We start from the raw sequence: 16782 nt of genomic DNA, 5'->3' as shown, positions 1-16782 counted from the left end.
TTCTGCAAGGGGCCGTGTGCAGCCCTCAGCGCTGATAAGCCTTGCCGAAATGCCGTTCCAGGCGTGCCTGCAGCAGCTCCAGCAGTATCGACAGCACCCAGTAGATCACGGCGGCGGTGGTCAGCATTTCCAGGTAGCGATAGCTCGAACGCCCATACGACTGCGCCAGAAACATCACCTCCCAAACCCCCATCACGGAAATCAGCGACGAGTCCTTGAGCATCGAAATGAACTGGTTGGCGGTGGGCGGAATGATCACCCGCATGGCCTGGGGCAGGATGATGTGGCAGAAGATCTGCGGTGTGCGCATGCCCAGTGCCAATGCTGCTTCACGTTGCCCACGGGCCACACCGAGGATGCCGGCGCGGAAGATCTCGCTCAGGTAGGCCCCGTAGTTCAGCGACAAGGCAATGATGCCGGCGCTGATGGCGCCGGGTACCAGGCCCACCTGCGGCAGCCCCAGGTAGATCAGCAGAATCTGGATCAGCAGCGGCGTGCCACGGAAGAACGAGGTGTAGAAGCTGGCCACACCCACCAGCACCGCGCTGTTGGATAACCGTGCCAGCGCGGCGGCAAAGCCGAGCAGCACGGATACCACCATCGAGCACAGGCACAGGAACAGGGTCAGTGCGGCGCCTTGCAGAAAACCATTGGGCCCCAGCTTGAAACCGGCCAGGTTGGGAAACTTCTCCAGAATGATGGCGAACTTCAGGTCAAAGCTGAGGAAGAAGGCGACAAACAGCCCGAACAGCGCCAGCCAGGTCAGCAGTAACCGGGTGCGAAAGCCGAACAGGCCGGCGCCCGCTGGCTTTGCCACGGGCTTGGGGGAGGGGGGGAAGGTGCTCATTTGCTGATGTCGGCGCCAATCCATTTCTGCGACAGCTTGGCCAGGGTGCCATCAGCCTTCAGCTCGGCGAACACCTGGCGTACCTTGGCATCCCACTCAGGGTCGCCTTTTTCGATGGCCACCGCGTTGGGCTCTTCATACAGCGGCGCGCCGGCCAGCTTGAAGCGCTTGTCTTGCTGCAGGCGCGGCTGCGCGGTCACCAGGTTGGTAATGATGGCGTCCAGGCGCACGCCAGTGCCCAGGCCCAAGTCCTGGAAGGCGACGTTTTCAGTGTCGTAGGGCGCAGCCTGCACGAAGTCGAACGGGTAATCGATCTTCTGGTCTTCCTTGCCTTCAATGACCAGGTTCTTGTTCAGGTAGCTTTCGTAGCTCGATGCACTGATCGAACCCACCTTGCGGCCTTCCAGGTCTTTGGCGCCATGGATGCGCTCATCCGAGGCATTGACCACGATCACGGCGGGCGATGCGTAGTACTCCACGGGGAAGTCGAACACCTCGGCGCGTGCCTTGCTCGGGGTCATCGAGCAAATGCAGATGTCGTAGCGCCCGCTCCAGCGGCCAGCGGCAATCACGTCCCAGGACGGTGTTTCCAGGCGCAGTTTGACGCCGAGCTTGTCGGCCACTGCCTTGGCCACGTCCACGTCGTAACCGTCGAGCTGGTTGTGGTCATTGAGGAAGGAAAACGGCGGGTAGCTTTCCATCAGCACGTTAACCATTTCCTTGCGCGATTCAACCCGCTCCAACGTGGCGCCAGCAAAGGCTTGGGTGGCAGTTGCGAGCAGTACAAGGCCCGCACCCAGCAGAGAAGAAAATCGCATGTACATACCTGACATGTTGGGCAAATGGGTGATAGGGTATTTAATAGTTATAACCCCAATCCCCATAATGAATTTTATTCATAAGAACCTTCAGAGAAGTTATATGGCAGAGCGAACGATGGTAATTCTGGACGGTGGCATGGGCCGAGAGCTGCAGCGCAGCGGTGCACCGTTTCGCCAGCCCGAGTGGTCGGCGCTGGCGCTGAGCGAGGCGCCGGAGGCGGTCGTGGGCGTGCATGCAGCCTTCATCGATGCGGGTGCGCAGGTCATCACCAGCAACAGCTATGCAGTAGTGCCGTTCCACATCGGTGAAGAACGCTTTGCCGCCGAAGGGCGACAGCTGGCCCATATCGCAGGCCAGCTTGCGCGGCACGCGGCAGATAGCGGTGCGCACCCGGTCAGGGTGGCCGGTTCGCTGCCGCCGCTGTTCGGGTCCTACCGCCCCGACCTGTTCCAGCCCGAGCGTGTGGCAGAGGTGCTGACCCCGTTGCTCCAGGGCCTGGCCCCGCATGTTGACCTGTGGCTGGCCGAAACCCAGAGTTCCGTGGCCGAAGTGCGGGCCATTCATAGCCATTTGCCGGCAGACGGCAGGCCGTTCTGGGTGTCCTTCACCCTGCAGGACGAGGACGTCGACGACGTTCCGCGCCTGCGCTCCGGTGAACCGGTGGCCGACGCCATCGAAGCCGCAGTCAGCCTGGGGGTGGCTGCGGTGTTGTTCAACTGCAGCCAGCCTGAGGTGATCGGCGCCGCCATTGATGTCGCGCGCTCGGTCATCGAGCGGCACAACGCCGAGATTGCCATTGGTGCCTATGCCAACGCCTTCCCGCCGCAGCCCAAAGAAGCCACTGCCAACGATGGCCTGGACGAACTGCGCGAAGACCTCGATCCGCCGGGTTACCTGGCATGGGCCAAGGACTGGCGTGCGCGCGGTGCCAGCATGGTCGGCGGTTGCTGTGGCATCGGCCCGGAGCACATCGCCGAGCTGAAACGCAACCTGGCTTAAGCGCCCACGTGGCCGGGCGGCTTTGCTAGAGTCGAACAGTCGCTGACGTTGAGCCTGGCCCGGCGTATCGAGGTCGGCTATCTGGAAGAGGTGCGGATGTTTGCTATGTGCCTCGAATAGTCTTTTCTCTATGACGAGTGCCACGGGTCAACGCACAAACCGTGGTACCGCCCGTACATAGATCAGTTCGCTCACCAGCTCTACCAGGGTTTGTGTGATCACCGCCGCTGCCGCCAACCCGCGCATCTCTTCTGGCAACGCCAGCGCCAGCGGCAGCACCACCAGCGAGTTGCGCGTGGCTGCGCTGAAGGTCACCGAGCGTGCCTCGCTGGCCGGCAGGCGCAGCAGGCGCGCACAGATGAAGCCGAGCACCGGCGCCAGCAGCATGAAGCCGATGTATACCGGAATCACCGGCAGCAAACGGTCGAAATCACGCAGTACCACGGCAATCTGCGAAGCGATTACCACCATCAGCACCAAGGCCATCGCCGGCACCGGCAACCACGCCCAGGCGTCGTTCCAGGTCGCCACTGCGCGCGAGCGCCGGGCACCGGCGCTGGTGAGCACCGCGAGGGCCATCGGCAACACGATCAACAGCGCGAAGGCTTCCACGAACGGGGTGATGGAAATTGCCACCTGGCTGCTGCCACCCAGCATCAGGGCCAGGTACACCGGCAGCAGCACCAGTTGCGCCAGCAATAACAGGGGGGTTGCGGCCAGTGTCAGGCGTGAGTCGCCTTTGCCAATGTGGGTGAACACCACAACGTAGTCGATGCAGGGCGTGAGCAGCACCAGCAAGGCCCCGACGAGGATCGCCGGGTGTTCCACCAGCCCGCGGGTGATGGCCCAGACAAGCAGCGGAACGAGCATGAAATTGGCCAATAGCAGGGCCGTGATGAAGCGGCGGTTACCCAGGCCCTGGCGCAGGTCGAGGAAGGGTATTTGCAGGAACATTGCGTACATCAACACGGCGATGGCGGGAGTGATCAGGGCTTCCAGATGCCGTGCGCTGTGGCTGGCCATCAAGCCGAAGGCAACGGCTGCGAGCACGGCAGCGAAGTAGATCGGGATCTGGTGGGTCTCGAGTTGTTCTCTGGTCAACGTGTGGCCTGTGCGGTGGTGAACTGGGAACGCGGTCTTTGTGGGAGCGGCCTTGCGTCGCGATAGGGCCGCAAAGCGGCCCCTGCAATCTATGCATGATGCCGCGATCCTGGGGCCGCTGCGCGACCCTATCGCGACGCAAGGCCGCTCCCACAGGGATCGCGCCAGCTTTTACAAATTGAGCAAGACAGTTGCTCCTCCAAAGAGCAGCAGTGGTGAAACAAACGAAATCAAACGAAAAAGCCCGGCACTGGGCCGGGCTTTTTCACTTCAGGCTAGCGCCAATCAGTTGCCGTAAACCGGCAGCTTCTTGCAGATGGCCTTGACCTTCTCACGGACGGCGTCGATCACCGCTTCGTTGTTCAGGTCGGCCAGGATGTCGCAGATCCAGCCGGCCAGTTCCTTGCACTCGGCTTCCTTGAAACCACGGGTGGTCACGGCTGGGGTGCCGAAGCGCAGGCCCGAGGTGACGAACGGCGAACGCGGGTCGTTCGGGACCGAGTTCTTGTTGACGGTGATGAAGGCTTTGCCCAGTGCGGCGTCAGCATCCTTACCGGAGATTTCCTGCTTGATCAGCGACAGCAGGAACAGGTGGTTCTGGGTGCCACCGGAAACCACGTCGAAACCGCGCTCGATGAACACGCTGGCCATGGCCTGGGCGTTCTTCACGACCTGCTGCTGGTAAGCCTTGAACTCTGGCTGCAGGGCTTCCTTGAAGCAGATGGCCTTGGCCGCGATGACGTGCTCCAGCGGGCCGCCCTGGGCGCCCGGGAAGACGGCGGAGTTCAGCTTCTTCTCGATGTCGGCGTTGGCACGGGCCAGGATCAGGCCGCCGCGCGGGCCGCGCAGGGTCTTGTGGGTGGTGGTGGTGACCACGTCGGCGAACGGAACAGGGTTCGGGTACACGCCAGCGGCAACCAGGCCGGCAACGTGGGCCATGTCGACGAACAGGTAGGCACCGACCTTGTCGGCGATGGCGCGGAAGCGGGCGAAGTCCAGAACCTGCGAGTAGGCCGAGAAGCCGGCAACGATCATCTTGGGCTTGTGCTCGACAGCCAGGCGCTCGACTTCGTCGTAGTCGATCAGGCCATTGCCGTCGATGCCGTACTGGATGGCGTTGTACAGCTTGCCCGAGGAGCTTACCGAAGCACCGTGGGTCAGGTGGCCACCGTGGGCCAGGCTCATGCCCAGGATGGTGTCACCGGCCGACAGCAGGGCCAGGTAGACGGCAGCGTTGGCCTGGGAGCCAGCGTGCGGCTGTACGTTGGCGTAGTCGGCGCCGAACAGCTCCTTGGCACGGTCGATGGCCAGTTGCTCGACGACGTCGACGTACTCGCAACCGCCGTAGTAGCGCTTGCCTGGGTAGCCTTCGGCGTACTTGTTGGTCAGGACCGAGCCCTGGGCTTCCATGACTGCCGGGCTGGTGTAGTTTTCCGAAGCGATCAGCTCGATATGCTCTTCCTGGCGCAGAGCTTCTTGCTGCATGGCTTCGAAGAGCTCGGCGTCGTACTTGGCAATGGTCAAATCACGGCTGAACATGGCGGTCCTCAAGGATCGGGGTAATTTGGGTGTGCATTCTAACCGATTGATTCGCGGCTGGCATATGAAGTGGCGTCAAGTCGCAGACCAATGGGCTTCATCTTGCATCCCGCGCCGTTTCTGGGCTGGGCGGGGGCAGGAGTTGACCTGGAAGTCCGCTTTTTATGCAGGATTGTGTCGCGACACCGTACGTGTAGGCGCGGGTTTACCCGCGAAGAAGCCGGCGCGGTAGATGGCACCGGCTTCGCCGGTGTTCGCGGGTAAACCCGGTCCTACCGGGACCTTGCGAGCAGGCAGCGTGCGGGTCAATGGAACATGAACAAGGTCTCGTTGGAGAATTGCGCCTCGAACTGATGCGCCGGCATCGGCCGCCCGAACAGATAGCCCTGCACCTCGTCGCAACCATGCTCGCGCAGAAACTCCAGCTGTTCGTGGGTTTCCACGCCCTCGGCGATGACTGCCAGGTTGAGGCTGTGGGCCATGGCGATGATCGCCCGGGCAATCTGCGCGTCCTGCTCGCCTTCGGGCAGGCCGTCGACGAAGGTACGGTCGATCTTCAGGACGTCGATGGGGAACTGCTTGAGGTAGTTGAGCGACGAGTAGCCGGTGCCGAAGTCGTCTACCGCAATGCTCAGGCCGAGGTTCTTCAGGCTGGCAAGAATCTGCAGCGCCTCGTTCACCTCACGCATCAGGATACTTTCGGTCAACTCCAGTTCCAGGCACGCCGGCGGCAGGCCGCTTTCTTCCAGGATGTTGGCAATCCGCGTGCCCAGTTGGCCGTCTGAGAACTGCCGCGCCGAAATATTCACCGACACTTTCGGCACTCGCACCTTGGCCTTGTGCCAGGCCTTGAGCTGGCGGCTGGCCTCGCGCAGCACCCAGTCGCCCACGTCCACCACCAGGCCCAGTTCTTCGATCACCGGGATGAAGTCACCCGGCGGCACCAGGCCACGGGTTGGGTGACGCCAGCGCAGCAGCGCCTCGGCGCCGGTCAGGCGCTTGCCGTCGCCGCTGAACTGCGGCTGGTAGTAGAGGATGAACTCGTTCTGCTCCATGGCATGGCGCAGGTCGCTTTCCAGCTCCAGACGCTCCAGGGCGCTGGCGTTCATTTCGGCCTGGTAGAACTGGAAGTTGTTCTTGCCGCGCTCCTTGGCGTGGTACATGGCGGTGTCGGCGTTCTTCATCAGTTGGCTCAGCTCACTGCCATCCTGCGGGCTGAGGGCGATGCCGATGCTGGCGGTGACGAAGAACTCGCGGTTTTCCAGCACGAACGGCCGCACCAGGCTGCCGAGGATGTTCTCGGCCACGTGGATGGCGCGGTTCAGGGCCATTTCGCGGGTGGGGCGCGGCTGCAGCAGCAGGGTGAACTCGTCGCCGCCCATGCGTGCCACCGTGTCGTCGTCATCCACGCAGGCCAGCAGGCGCAGGGCCATGTCCTTGAGCATGCGGTCGCCGGCCGCATGGCCGAGGGAGTCGTTGATCGGTTTGAAGCGGTCGAGGTCGAGGAACATCAGCACCACCCAGGCCTTCTGCCGCTCGGCCTGCTGCAGGGCATTGTACAAACGGTCCTGGAACAGTGTGCGGTTGGGCAGGTGGGTAAGGGCGTCGTAGTAGGCCAGGCGGTGGATGCGCTGTTCGCTGGCCTTGCGTTCGCTGATGTCGGTGAAGAAGCACACGTAGCTGGCCAGGTCGCCTTCGTCGTCCAGTACCGCAGTGATGCCGACCCAGGCCGGGTAGTGGTCGCCGTCACGGCGCTTGAGCCACACCTCACCTTCCCAGCTGCCGCGCTGGTGCAGTTGCTTGACCACATAGCGCAGGTGGCCTTCCTGCTGTTCGTCGACAGTGAGCATGCCCGGCAATTGGTCGAGCACTTCACTGACGGCGTAACCGCTGACGCGGCTGAACGCCTCGTTGGCCTGGACGATATAGCCGGCCGGGTCGGTGATGAGGATCGCCGACGTGGAATGTTCGAATACGGTCGCGGCCATGCGCAGGTCTTTTTCGGCACGACGTTGCTGGCTGATGTCGCGGCCCACCCCGAGTACGCCTTCGAAGCGCTGGTCATCGTCCCACACCAGCACCAGGCGCAGCTCGATCGGGATCTTGCGGCCATCGGCACGCAGGCAGTCGAACAGGAACAGTTGGGTGGGTAACTGGCTGCACAGTTGCGCCATCTGCGCCGGATCGCCCATGGCCTTGCTGACACGCTCCATCAGGCTGTAGACGCCGGTGAGCTGGGCCGGGTTGGCGACGATCGACTGCCAGCCGTTGGCGAAGATCCAGTCGGCCTGGTAGCCCAGCACGCTCTGTACCGAGGGGCTGACATAGTTGAGCTTGAGCTGGTTGTCGGTGGAAAAGATCACGTCACTGATGCTTTCGGCGAGCATGCGGTAGCGTTGCTCGCTGTCACGTAGCGACTGGCTGGCCTCGATCTGAACGGTCACATCCTTGCCCACACCGATGATGCGCGTCACCAGGCCTTCGGCGTTGCGGGTCAGCACTTGCTCGCGGATGTCGTAGCAGCGCCAGCTTCCGTCGCGGTGGCGGAAGCGCAGCTGGCAGTGCAGCGGTTGGTCATGACCGCTGTCGCGCTGTTGCTGGCGCAGTGCCTGGTAGTGTGCGGCGTCCTCGGGGTGCAGCAGCAGCTCCCAGAAGCGGTCGCCCATCTGTGCCAGCTCGGTGCGGTCGTAGCCCAGGGTCTGGCCGAGGTGGCGGTTGCTGAAGATCATCCGCTGGCTGGGCACATCCTGCACATACAACTGGTCGGGTACGGTGCGTACCACGTCCGACCAGAAGCTTTCGCGTTCCAGTAGCGACAGCTCCACCTGTTTGCGGCTGGTGATATCGCTGATGCTGAGGATCACCGCCTGGTGATCACGACGCTGCAGCGGCAGGCGGGCCATCAGCCACAGGTGCAGCTCGTCGCCCTGCGGTGTCGGCAAGCGCACTTCCAGCTCCAGCAGCGGGCGTTGTTCGATCAGTGCGTCGATCAGTTGCATGCCGACGCTGTCTCGGCTGTCGCCAGTGCCATTGATCAGCCGCTGCCAGGCACCTTCGTGGCAGTCGATGTTCAGCAGCTGGCGCGCCACTTGGTTGACCTCGGTGATCTTCAGCTCCAGCAGCAGCGAGCGGCGCAGGTTCGGGTCCAGCGCCAGGCTGTGCTTGAGTGCGGCCCGGTTACGCAGGTGGTAGCGATCGAGCTGGCCAGGCAGGCTGGACAGGTCGAGCACGCACAGGGCAACGCCGGTGCCTTCAAAAATTTCCTGATAACGCCGACGGTCTTCCTGCAGCGCCCGCTGGCGGCGACGCATGTTGATCAGCGCCAGCACCGGCAGCAGGGCGCAGAACAGCACCAGCAGGCATTTGCCAAACAGCGCCGGCAATAATTTTTGTCGGGCCAGTTTGGCGTCGAACAGACCGCGTAGCTGCCAGGTGCTGTTTTCGATAAAGGCCAGCATCACGCTTTGCAGCGGCTCGTCGCTGGTGTCGGTTGCGGTATGGCGCTGCAGCACCTCGCCGCTGCGGCTGTTTTCCAGCAGCCACTGCGGGTGGCCACTGCCCTCGAGGTGGAGGGTGAGCTCGCGGTAATAGTCCGGTGACAGGCGCAGTAGCCAGTAGCCGCTACCCTGTGAGGCATCCTGGCGCAGCAACAGGTACAGGATGTGGTTGTCGGCCGAATTGGTGAAGAAGTACGGGCGTCCCTGGCTCAGCACGAGCAACTCGTCAAGCGACTGGCGGTCGGGGCTGCCGGCCAGGCTGTCGGCGCGTAGCTGCCCGGTGTTGTTCAGCCAGGCCATGCTCTGCAGGGCGGGGAGGCGCTCGCGCAGGGTACCGAGCAGGCTGGGCAGGGCGGCAGGTGTTGGTGCATCAAGGTAGGGTTGCACCACGTTTACGGCCTGTTGCGCCTTGAGCGCCATGTTCAGGCTCAGGTGGTCGGCCAGTTCCGCGGAGGCGTCCAGGCTCTGTTTGCGCAATTCGGCCTGGGTATGATTGAACTGGGCGAACAGCTGCCACAGCAGCAGGCCCAGCAGGATCAGGGCCAGCAGCGCCAGCGCACCCTTGATCGACCCGCGCAGGATAGTTGCGGGTGCTTGTGGGGCGGAACGCAATGACGACGGATGAGTAAGGTTGGTCAAGCGTTGATCCTGCGATTGGGCTGGCGATGGCAGGGAATGATCGTGCACGGAGCGTGCCGGCGCCGGGCTTGCGCACCGCGGTGGCGCACTATAAGGCCGGACACCCGAAACCGGCTAGCATGCCTCGGATTATGGCGAAGTGCCAGCCATGTTGACCGGTGGTGCCTGCCGGGTGGTTCGGCAAGCCCCTGTAACCTGTGCGAGAATAGCGCCCGCTATACATGACAACGCATCGGAGATGTTCGCTTTTGGTTACTCACTTTTCCTCCAATGGCCTCGATTCCGCCTGCGGGCGCAGCAGTCAGACCCTTGTCAGTACTGCCGTGACCGAGGACGTATCCTGCAAGTCTTGCCAGCGTTCGCTGGGCAAACCCGAGGCGGCCGCTGCCGCCAAAAGCAAGGCCCCATCGCTGGCTGAACTGCGCAAGACCGCCAAGGTGGCAGCAGAGCCGGCGGTTGCAGTACCGGCGGTCAAGCCGGCAGCCAAGGTGGTCAGCACTGCGCCTGCACCTGGCAAACCGGCCAAGGCGGCCGAGCAGCACCCTGCCCGCAGCGGCGGCTTCAGCGTGAAGTCCGCCTGGGCCGCACGCCTGGCCGAGCAGGGCGACCGTTGCCGCTTGCCGCGGGGCAAGGCCAAGCAGCGTCACGTCTGAGTCTCTTCGGCTGCTGTGCCGGCCCTTTCGCGGCTAAAGGCGCTCCCACAGGTACTGCATTGCCCTTGAAGGCAGTCAGATCCCTGTAGGAGCGGCTTTAGCCGCGAAGAGGCCAGCACAGGCAATAGATTCCCCCCAGGGATCACCCCGATCACACCCCACTATCGGCCCCTCCTATGCAACGCCGCGCGTTGGCGTAGAATGGTCGACTTTGTTCAATGACACCCCGTAAACACATCCCACTGGCCACCGCGTGCCGGGGCGATCGGCGATGTCTTTACCTATCTGATTAGAGGGCTTGGTTTTGGCTCAATACGTCTACACCATGCATCGGCTGAGCAAGGTCGTGCCGCCGAAGCGGGAAATTCTCAAGAACATTTCCCTGTCGTTCTTCCCTGGCGCCAAGATTGGCGTACTTGGCCTGAACGGCGCCGGTAAATCGACCCTGCTGCGGATCATGGCGGGCGTCGACAAGGAATTCGACGGCGAAGCCCGTCCGATGCCCGACATCAACGTGGGTTACCTGCCACAGGAACCGCAACTGGACCCAACCAAGACCGTGCGTGAAGTGGTCGAGGAGGCGGTCAGCGTAATCAAGGACGCCCAGGCCCGCCTGGACGAGGTCTACGCGGCCTACGCCGAGCCGGATGCCGACTTCGACAAGCTGGCCGCCGAGCAGGCCAAGCTGGAAGCCATCCTGCAGGCCGCTGATGGCCACAACCTGGAGCGCCAGCTGGACGTCGCTGCCGACGCCCTGCGCCTGCCCGCCTGGGATGCGCGCATCGAACACCTGTCCGGTGGTGAGAAGCGCCGTGTGGCCCTGTGCCGCCTGCTGCTGTCGGCCCCCGACATGCTGCTGCTGGACGAACCCACCAACCACTTGGACGCCGACTCGGTGGCCTGGTTGGAGCGCTTCCTGCACGACTTCCCGGGTACCGTGGTAGCCATTACCCACGACCGTTACTTCCTCGACAACGTCGCCGGCTGGATCCTGGAGCTGGACCGCGGCGCCGGCATCCCGTACGAAGGCAACTACTCGGGCTGGCTGGAAGCCAAGTCGGAGCGTCTGGCGCAGGAATCCAAGCAGCAGAGCGCCCACGAGAAGGCCATGAAAGAGGAACTGGAGTGGGTGCGCAAAGGCGCCAAAGCCCGCCAGTCCAAATCCAAGGCCCGTCTGCAGCGCTTTGAAGAAATGCAGTCGCAGGAATTCCAGAAGCGCAGCGAAACCAACGAAATCTACATCCCGGCCGGTCCGCGCCTGGGTGACAAGGTTATCGAGTTCAAGAACGTCACCAAGGGCTACGGTGACCGTGTGCTGATCGACAACCTGTCGTTCGCCATGCCCAAAGGCGCCATCGTTGGCGTGATCGGTGGTAACGGTGCCGGTAAGTCGACCCTGTTCCGCATGTTGATGGGCAAGGAGCAACCGGACTCGGGCAGCATCGAGATCGGTGAAACCGTGCAGTTGGCCTGTGTTGACCAAAGCCGCGAGGACCTGGACGGCGCCAAGACCGTGTTCCAGCAGATCTCCGACGGTTCCGACCAGATCCGCATCGGCAACTACGAGATCCCTTCACGTACCTACGTTGGCCGCTTCAACTTCAAAGGTGGCGATCAGCAGAAGTTCGTCAAGGACCTGTCCGGTGGTGAGCGTGGCCGCCTGCACCTGGCCCTGACCCTGAAGGAAGGCGGTAACGTTCTGCTGCTCGACGAACCGTCCAACGACCTCGACGTCGAAACCTTGCGTTCGCTGGAAGAAGCCCTGCTGGACTTCCCGGGCGCCGCGATCGTGATTTCCCACGACCGTTGGTTCCTGGACCGTGTGGCTACTCACATCCTGGCGTACGAAGACGACTCGAATGTGGTGTTCTTCGAAGGTAACTACACCGAGTACGAAGCCGACCGCAAGAAGCGTCTGGGTGATGCTGCAGCCCAGCCGCACCGTGTACGGCACAAGAAACTGGCACAGTAAGCCGGATTTCTGATGCACAAGAATGGGGCCCCAAGGGGCCCCATTTTTGTGCCTGGCGGACCGCTATAAAGGGCGAGGCGAAGGTGTATTTTGTATACACTTACATAAAAAGCACCAAATAATTTCAAAAAAACGACATTTCGCCCTATTCCGGTGCGATTGCTTCTTGGTACATTTCTGAAAAAAACCAATAAGTCCAATCCTCTTGGTGAGATGTCTACCATGATCGAATCTGTCGACAATTTCCTTGCACGCCTAAAGCAGCGTGACCCAGGCCAGCCGGAATTCCACCAGGCGGTGGAAGAGGTGCTGCGCACCCTGTGGCCATTCCTTGAAGCCAACCCCCACTACCTGCAGTCCGGCATCCTCGAGCGCATGGTCGAGCCCGAGCGCGCCGTACTGTTCCGCGTCTCGTGGGTCGACGACCAGGGCAAGGTGCAGGTCAACCGCGGTTACCGAATTCAGATGAGCAGTGCCATTGGCCCGTACAAGGGCGGGCTGCGCTTCCACCCGTCGGTGAACCTCAGCGTGCTGAAGTTCCTGGCGTTCGAACAGGTGTTCAAGAACTCGCTGACCTCGCTGCCCATGGGTGGCGGCAAGGGCGGCTCGGACTTTGACCCGAAAGGCAAGAGCGACGCCGAAGTGATGCGCTTCTGCCAGGCGTTCATGAGCGAGCTGTATCGACACATTGGCGCTGACTGCGACGTACCGGCCGGTGACATCGGCGTGGGTGCCCGCGAAATCGGCTTCATGTTCGGCCAGTACAAGCGCCTGGCCAACCAGTTCACCTCGGTGTTGACCGGCAAGGGCATGACCTATGGCGGCAGCCTGATCCGCCCGGAAGCCACCGGCTATGGCTGCGTTTACTTCGCCGAAGAAATGCTCAAGCGTCAGGACAAGCGTATCGACGGCCGCCGCGTGGCGGTGTCTGGTTCGGGCAACGTCGCCCAGTATGCTGCGCGTAAGGTCATGGACCTGGGCGGCAAGGTGATCTCGCTGTCTGACTCTGAAGGTACCTTGTATGCAGAAGCCGGCCTGACCGACGCCCAGTGGGACGCCTTGATGGAGCTGAAAAACGTCAAGCGTGGACGTATCAGCGAGCTGGCCGGGCAATTCGGCCTTGAGTTCCGCAAGGGCCAGACCCCGTGGAGCCTGCCGTGCGACATCGCCCTGCCATGCGCCACGCAGAACGAGCTGGGCGCCGAAGATGCCCGCACCTTGCTGCGTAACGGCTGTATCTGTGTGGCCGAAGGCGCCAACATGCCGACTACCCTCGAGGCTGTGGATATCTTCCTGGACGCCGGCATTCTGTACGCCCCGGGCAAGGCCTCCAATGCGGGCGGCGTAGCCGTGTCGGGCCTGGAAATGTCGCAGAACGCCATGCGCCTGCTGTGGACGGCCGGTGAAGTGGACAGCAAGCTGCACAACATCATGCAGTCTATTCACCATGCATGCGTGCACTACGGTGAAGAGGCGGATGGCCGTATCAACTACGTCAAAGGGGCGAACATCGCGGGCTTCGTGAAAGTGGCCGATGCGATGCTGGCTCAGGGCGTGGTCTGATCTGAGACCGTAGGGGGCCGCTTTGCGGCCCATCGCGACGCAAGGCCGCTCCCACAGGCTTTCACAGGCTCTCACGGGCTTTCACAGGCTCTCACAGGCTCTCACAGGCTCTCACAGGCTACCAAGGGTTGGATTGGTGTCCAATTTCTCGGTGGCAGTCCAGCTTGTGGGAGCGGCCTTGCGTCGCGATGGGCTGCAAAGCAGCCCCCAGGGCCCTCAACCCTCGCCCAGAATCTCAACCACCTCTATCACCTGTTCCCCCACCGGCCGCCGCCAGACCACCTCATCCCCCGGCCCAGCCCCGAGCAAAGCCCGCCCCAGTGGCGAACCCCAGTTGATCAACCCGTGCCCGGCATCCGCCTCATCCTCGCCTACCAGCCGCACCACCTGCTCCTGGTCCTGCGCGTCGACAAATCGCACCCGGCTACCAATCTGTACCTTGCTATGCGAAGTCGCTGCCGGTACCACCTGGGCGCTTTGCACCCGCGCGCTGAAGTAGCGCAGATCCCGCTCGGTATCGGCCAGCCGTTGTTTGTCGCCCTGTTCGCCCTGCGCCTGCAGTTCGCTGCGCAAGGCATTCAGCTCGGCCACCCGCGTTTGCAGCTGGCGCAGGCCGCTGGCCGTCACATAGTTGGGCTGTTCGCTGATGCGCCGCTCGACCGGCTGGTCGGCCTGGTCGGCGGCTTGGTCTTCGTTGACGAATGCTCGGCTCATGCAGGGCCTCCTTGTGCGTGAGACCATCATGGCAGGCCGCCGGTTTAAAGGAATGTCCGTTTGCGACTCAGTTGTGGCGATAGGCCTTGGCAGCGCCGCGGTCCTTTTCCTGTTCCCACTCGCGGTCGCGCTGGTCCCAGAAGCGCTCGTGGTATTGGCGCTGTTCTTCGCTGTTCTGCATGGCGTGACACTGGCGGAAGCCATCGTCCCAGCCGGTTTCGTACTGACGCTCGTGCAGGTAGCGCGGTACGTTTTTGCGAAAGTTGCCCACCATCAGCCCGGCCGCCTGGCGGCCACTGCTGCAGCCGTCCTGGAAGCCATCCGCATAGGCAGGAGGGTAACCGTGGTTGACCATCTGCTCGTGGGTGGTTTCGCAACCTGACAGCAACAACGCAATGCACACGCCAAACCAGTACCGCGACATAGCCACAAAGCCCTCCAGTTGATGATGGGAAGTCTAGGTGGCGGTTTGTCGGGTAGGTGTCAAAACAGTGTCAAAGAGTTGGTTCAGTCACACTGCTTTGCTGGCTTAACTGGCCAGTTCGCGGGCGTGCCCGCGAAAGGCCGCAAAACGGCCTCAGTAGTGATACCACTTCAGCTCCAGCATCACCTCGTTTTGCGCCGTAGCCAAGTGGCTGAATTCCCGCGAGGCACTCAACCGAAGCCCAAGGTTCTGGCTGATTTCCCACTGCTGGTTCAGGCTCACACTGCGTCGCACTTCGCCGTTGGTGAAGTAATCGCCCTTGGCCTCCAGCGTCATGTTGCCCAGTCCGTTGCGCCACAGCAGCCCGCCATTGAAGCCAGCCGCCGGGGCAATGAACTCAGCGAAGTCGTTGTGATGCTCGACCCGCACCGTGCCCAAGGCAAACCCCAGCAAACCGTCGGCCAGCTGCCAGGTGCCGCCAGCGCCACCATTCACATGGCTCACCAGCACTTCGTCATCATGCTTGCCCGGCACCCGCTCCAGCCCCCCAGCCACTTGCCATGACCAAGGCTTGAGCAGCTCGTTACGGGGTGTCAGTGAACGGATGGTGGCCAGGTCCAGGCGCTGCACCTGCCAATCGTTTCCTTCGTACTGGCGCAGCTTCAATTGCAGGATTTCGATCTGTGCGCCCAGCGGGAAGCCATAGGCGTTGTCATTCAGGTCGTGGTAGGCCATGCGCAGGCCATATTCGGCGTAGGCGCGGTCTTCACGGGTGCCCACGCCCAGTTGCCAGGTGCGCGAGTCATGGCCATCCTCGGGCAGGCCGGGGCGCTCGATCTGCAGGGGCGGCGGCGGGTTGCTGTTGATCGCCCGCAGCAACTCGAAGCTGCGTTTGGCCTGCCCTGGATCGCGTTCCTGGCCATTGGCCCGATACCGCTCAAGACGATACGCGGCATCTTGCACCAACGCTTGGCGTTCGCGAGGCAGGGCCTGGAATTCAGGGCTTTGCAATTGCGCAGTGTCGGCGCTTACAGCCAGCACCTGGCGCTTTTCGTTGGGGTCGAGTGGCTCGGCCCTGGCCAGCAATTCACGTTCGCGAGAGGGGCGGTAGGTTTCGCTGGCGACCAGGCCGGACTGCTTCACGGCTTTCACCGTGTCGGTGGGAATGGCGGTCAGCGGGAACTGAGACGTCAGGTCCAGGCTTGGCCGGGCCACTTGCAGCAGCTCCAGCAGGCGATAGGAGCAGTTTTCGTCAAAGAAGAAGTAGTCGAACTGGATCTGCTTCAGCTCCCACACATGCTCGACCATCCGTCCGGTTTCTTCGGGGGTCAGGTCCAGCTGGTATTCCCACAGGTCGCGGTTTTCCAGGCTGCGGTATTCGGACAGTTTTTCCTGGTAGGGCATCAGCGCGAACAGCCCCGGGTAGCCACCCATCAGGCCTTTCCAGGCGTACAGGATGCTGTTGTCGCTGCCTTCGATATAGGCACCGAAGTTGATGGCGTAGCTCAGCAGCGTGGTGTCGTCGCTGCGGGTGTTGGACTGGTCGATGCGCAGCAGGGTGTGCCCGAACATCGACGACGGGCTGTTCAGGTAGGCTGCCGGGAAGATCAACGCGGCGCTGTGCGGGTCGATCGACTGGTACCAGGTCTTGAATTCCTGGCAGTCCGGTTGTGGCAAGTCTTGCAGATCGAGCTGTTCGCGCAGCCAGCGGGTGCGCGCGGGGAATACGCACTGGGCGTGCTTGTCACCGAGGCTGGCCGGGGCATACAGCGCAGCGACCGTAGCCTTGAGTTCCTGGTCCGGATGGTGCGCGCCATCTTCGGCGAGGAAGAACGCATCATCGTCCACATAGCTGCGCCAGCCGCCGAGCTTGGCGGTTTCGTAATGTCCAATGGCGAGCCAGTAAGGGGTATTGGCCAATTGCTGGAGACGGCCTGGATCCAGCAGGGGGGCGGCATGAACAGGGGCGCAGGCACACAGCGCCAGGGCAGCGAGGCGTTTGAGCATATCGG

At 62.5% G+C, this 16782-nt stretch carries 12 protein-coding genes; 4 read left to right on the top strand and 8 right to left on the bottom strand.

All coding sequences use genetic code 11. The features are described 5' to 3' along the window. Positions 1-25 precede the first annotated feature (25 nt). Together AA098_RS24110 and AA098_RS24105 are read right to left on the bottom strand one after the other, a co-directional pair. Complete coding sequence (locus AA098_RS24110) at positions 26-847, bottom strand: amino acid ABC transporter permease (RefSeq protein WP_003247513.1); 822 nt, start codon at positions 845-847, stop codon at positions 26-28. Beyond that, complete coding sequence (locus AA098_RS24105) at positions 844-1665, bottom strand: ABC transporter substrate-binding protein (RefSeq protein ID WP_003247511.1); 822 nt, start codon at positions 1663-1665, stop codon at positions 844-846. Before AA098_RS24105 ends, AA098_RS24110 begins: the two co-directional genes overlap by 4 nt. 118 nt (positions 1666-1783) lie before the next feature. Here AA098_RS24105 and AA098_RS24100 point away from each other — a divergent pair, with 118 nt between their 5' ends. Continuing rightward, entirely contained in the window at positions 1784-2668 is an 885-nt protein-coding gene (locus tag AA098_RS24100) for a homocysteine S-methyltransferase family protein (protein WP_177342687.1), read from the top strand. 147 nt (positions 2669-2815) lie between these two features. On the opposite strand, the gene AA098_RS24095 is transcribed toward AA098_RS24100, so the two are convergent. The 3 genes from AA098_RS24095 to AA098_RS24085 all read right to left on the bottom strand — a co-directional run bounded on the left by AA098_RS24095 (position 2816) and on the right by AA098_RS24085 (position 9444). Beyond that, positions 2816-3769 carry an arsenic resistance protein gene (locus AA098_RS24095; RefSeq protein WP_064615049.1) on the bottom strand — a complete coding sequence of 318 codons (954 nt, stop codon included), beginning with the start codon at positions 3767-3769 and terminating at the stop codon, positions 2816-2818. Positions 3770-4054: 285 nt separating this feature from the next. Beyond that, complete coding sequence (glyA, locus tag AA098_RS24090; RefSeq protein ID WP_003247505.1) at positions 4055-5308, bottom strand: serine hydroxymethyltransferase; 1254 nt, start codon at positions 5306-5308, stop codon at positions 4055-4057. A gap of 305 nt (positions 5309-5613) precedes the next feature. Then, positions 5614-9444 carry an EAL domain-containing protein gene (locus AA098_RS24085; RefSeq protein WP_064615048.1) on the bottom strand — a complete coding sequence of 1277 codons (3831 nt, stop codon included), beginning with the start codon at positions 9442-9444 and terminating at the stop codon, positions 5614-5616. 248 nt (positions 9445-9692) lie between these two features. Between AA098_RS24085 and AA098_RS24080 the strand changes: the two genes are divergently transcribed. The 3 genes from AA098_RS24080 (at position 9693) to gdhA (ending at position 13632) form a co-directional block, all read left to right on the top strand. Continuing rightward, positions 9693-10097: a hypothetical protein gene (locus AA098_RS24080; protein WP_004575714.1), complete on the top strand. Its 405-nt coding sequence runs from the start codon at positions 9693-9695 to the stop codon at positions 10095-10097. Between the two features lie 304 nt (positions 10098-10401). Beyond that, positions 10402-12069: an energy-dependent translational throttle protein EttA gene (gene ettA / locus AA098_RS24075; RefSeq protein WP_003247499.1), complete on the top strand. Its 1668-nt coding sequence runs from the start codon at positions 10402-10404 to the stop codon at positions 12067-12069. Positions 12070-12291: 222 nt separating this feature from the next. Continuing rightward, positions 12292-13632, top strand: a complete 1341-nt coding sequence (gene gdhA, locus AA098_RS24070; RefSeq protein ID WP_003247498.1) for an NADP-specific glutamate dehydrogenase — start codon at positions 12292-12294, stop codon at positions 13630-13632. A 216-nt stretch (positions 13633-13848) separates the two neighbouring features. Here gdhA and AA098_RS24065 read toward each other — a convergent pair whose 3' ends face one another. The 3 genes from AA098_RS24065 to AA098_RS24055 all read right to left on the bottom strand — a co-directional run bounded on the left by AA098_RS24065 (position 13849) and on the right by AA098_RS24055 (position 16777). Continuing rightward, complete coding sequence (locus AA098_RS24065) at positions 13849-14346, bottom strand: GreA/GreB family elongation factor (protein WP_060546121.1); 498 nt, start codon at positions 14344-14346, stop codon at positions 13849-13851. A gap of 67 nt (positions 14347-14413) precedes the next feature. After that, the gene (locus tag AA098_RS24060) at positions 14414-14770 is read right to left on the bottom strand and encodes a lipoprotein (protein WP_003247495.1); all 357 of its coding nucleotides are present in this window, start codon (positions 14768-14770) and stop codon (positions 14414-14416) included. Between the two features lie 153 nt (positions 14771-14923). Then, positions 14924-16777: a DUF4105 domain-containing protein gene (locus AA098_RS24055; protein WP_004575711.1), complete on the bottom strand. Its 1854-nt coding sequence runs from the start codon at positions 16775-16777 to the stop codon at positions 14924-14926. Between the last annotated feature and the right edge of the window lie 5 nt (positions 16778-16782).

Origin of the sequence: Pseudomonas sp. JY-Q, from assembly GCF_001655295.1 — a bacterium.
Lineage (GTDB): Bacteria > Pseudomonadota > Gammaproteobacteria > Pseudomonadales > Pseudomonadaceae > Aquipseudomonas > Aquipseudomonas alloputida.
Note: the sequence above shows the minus strand (reverse complement) of the source record. Positions and strands in the feature narration are given on the sequence as shown.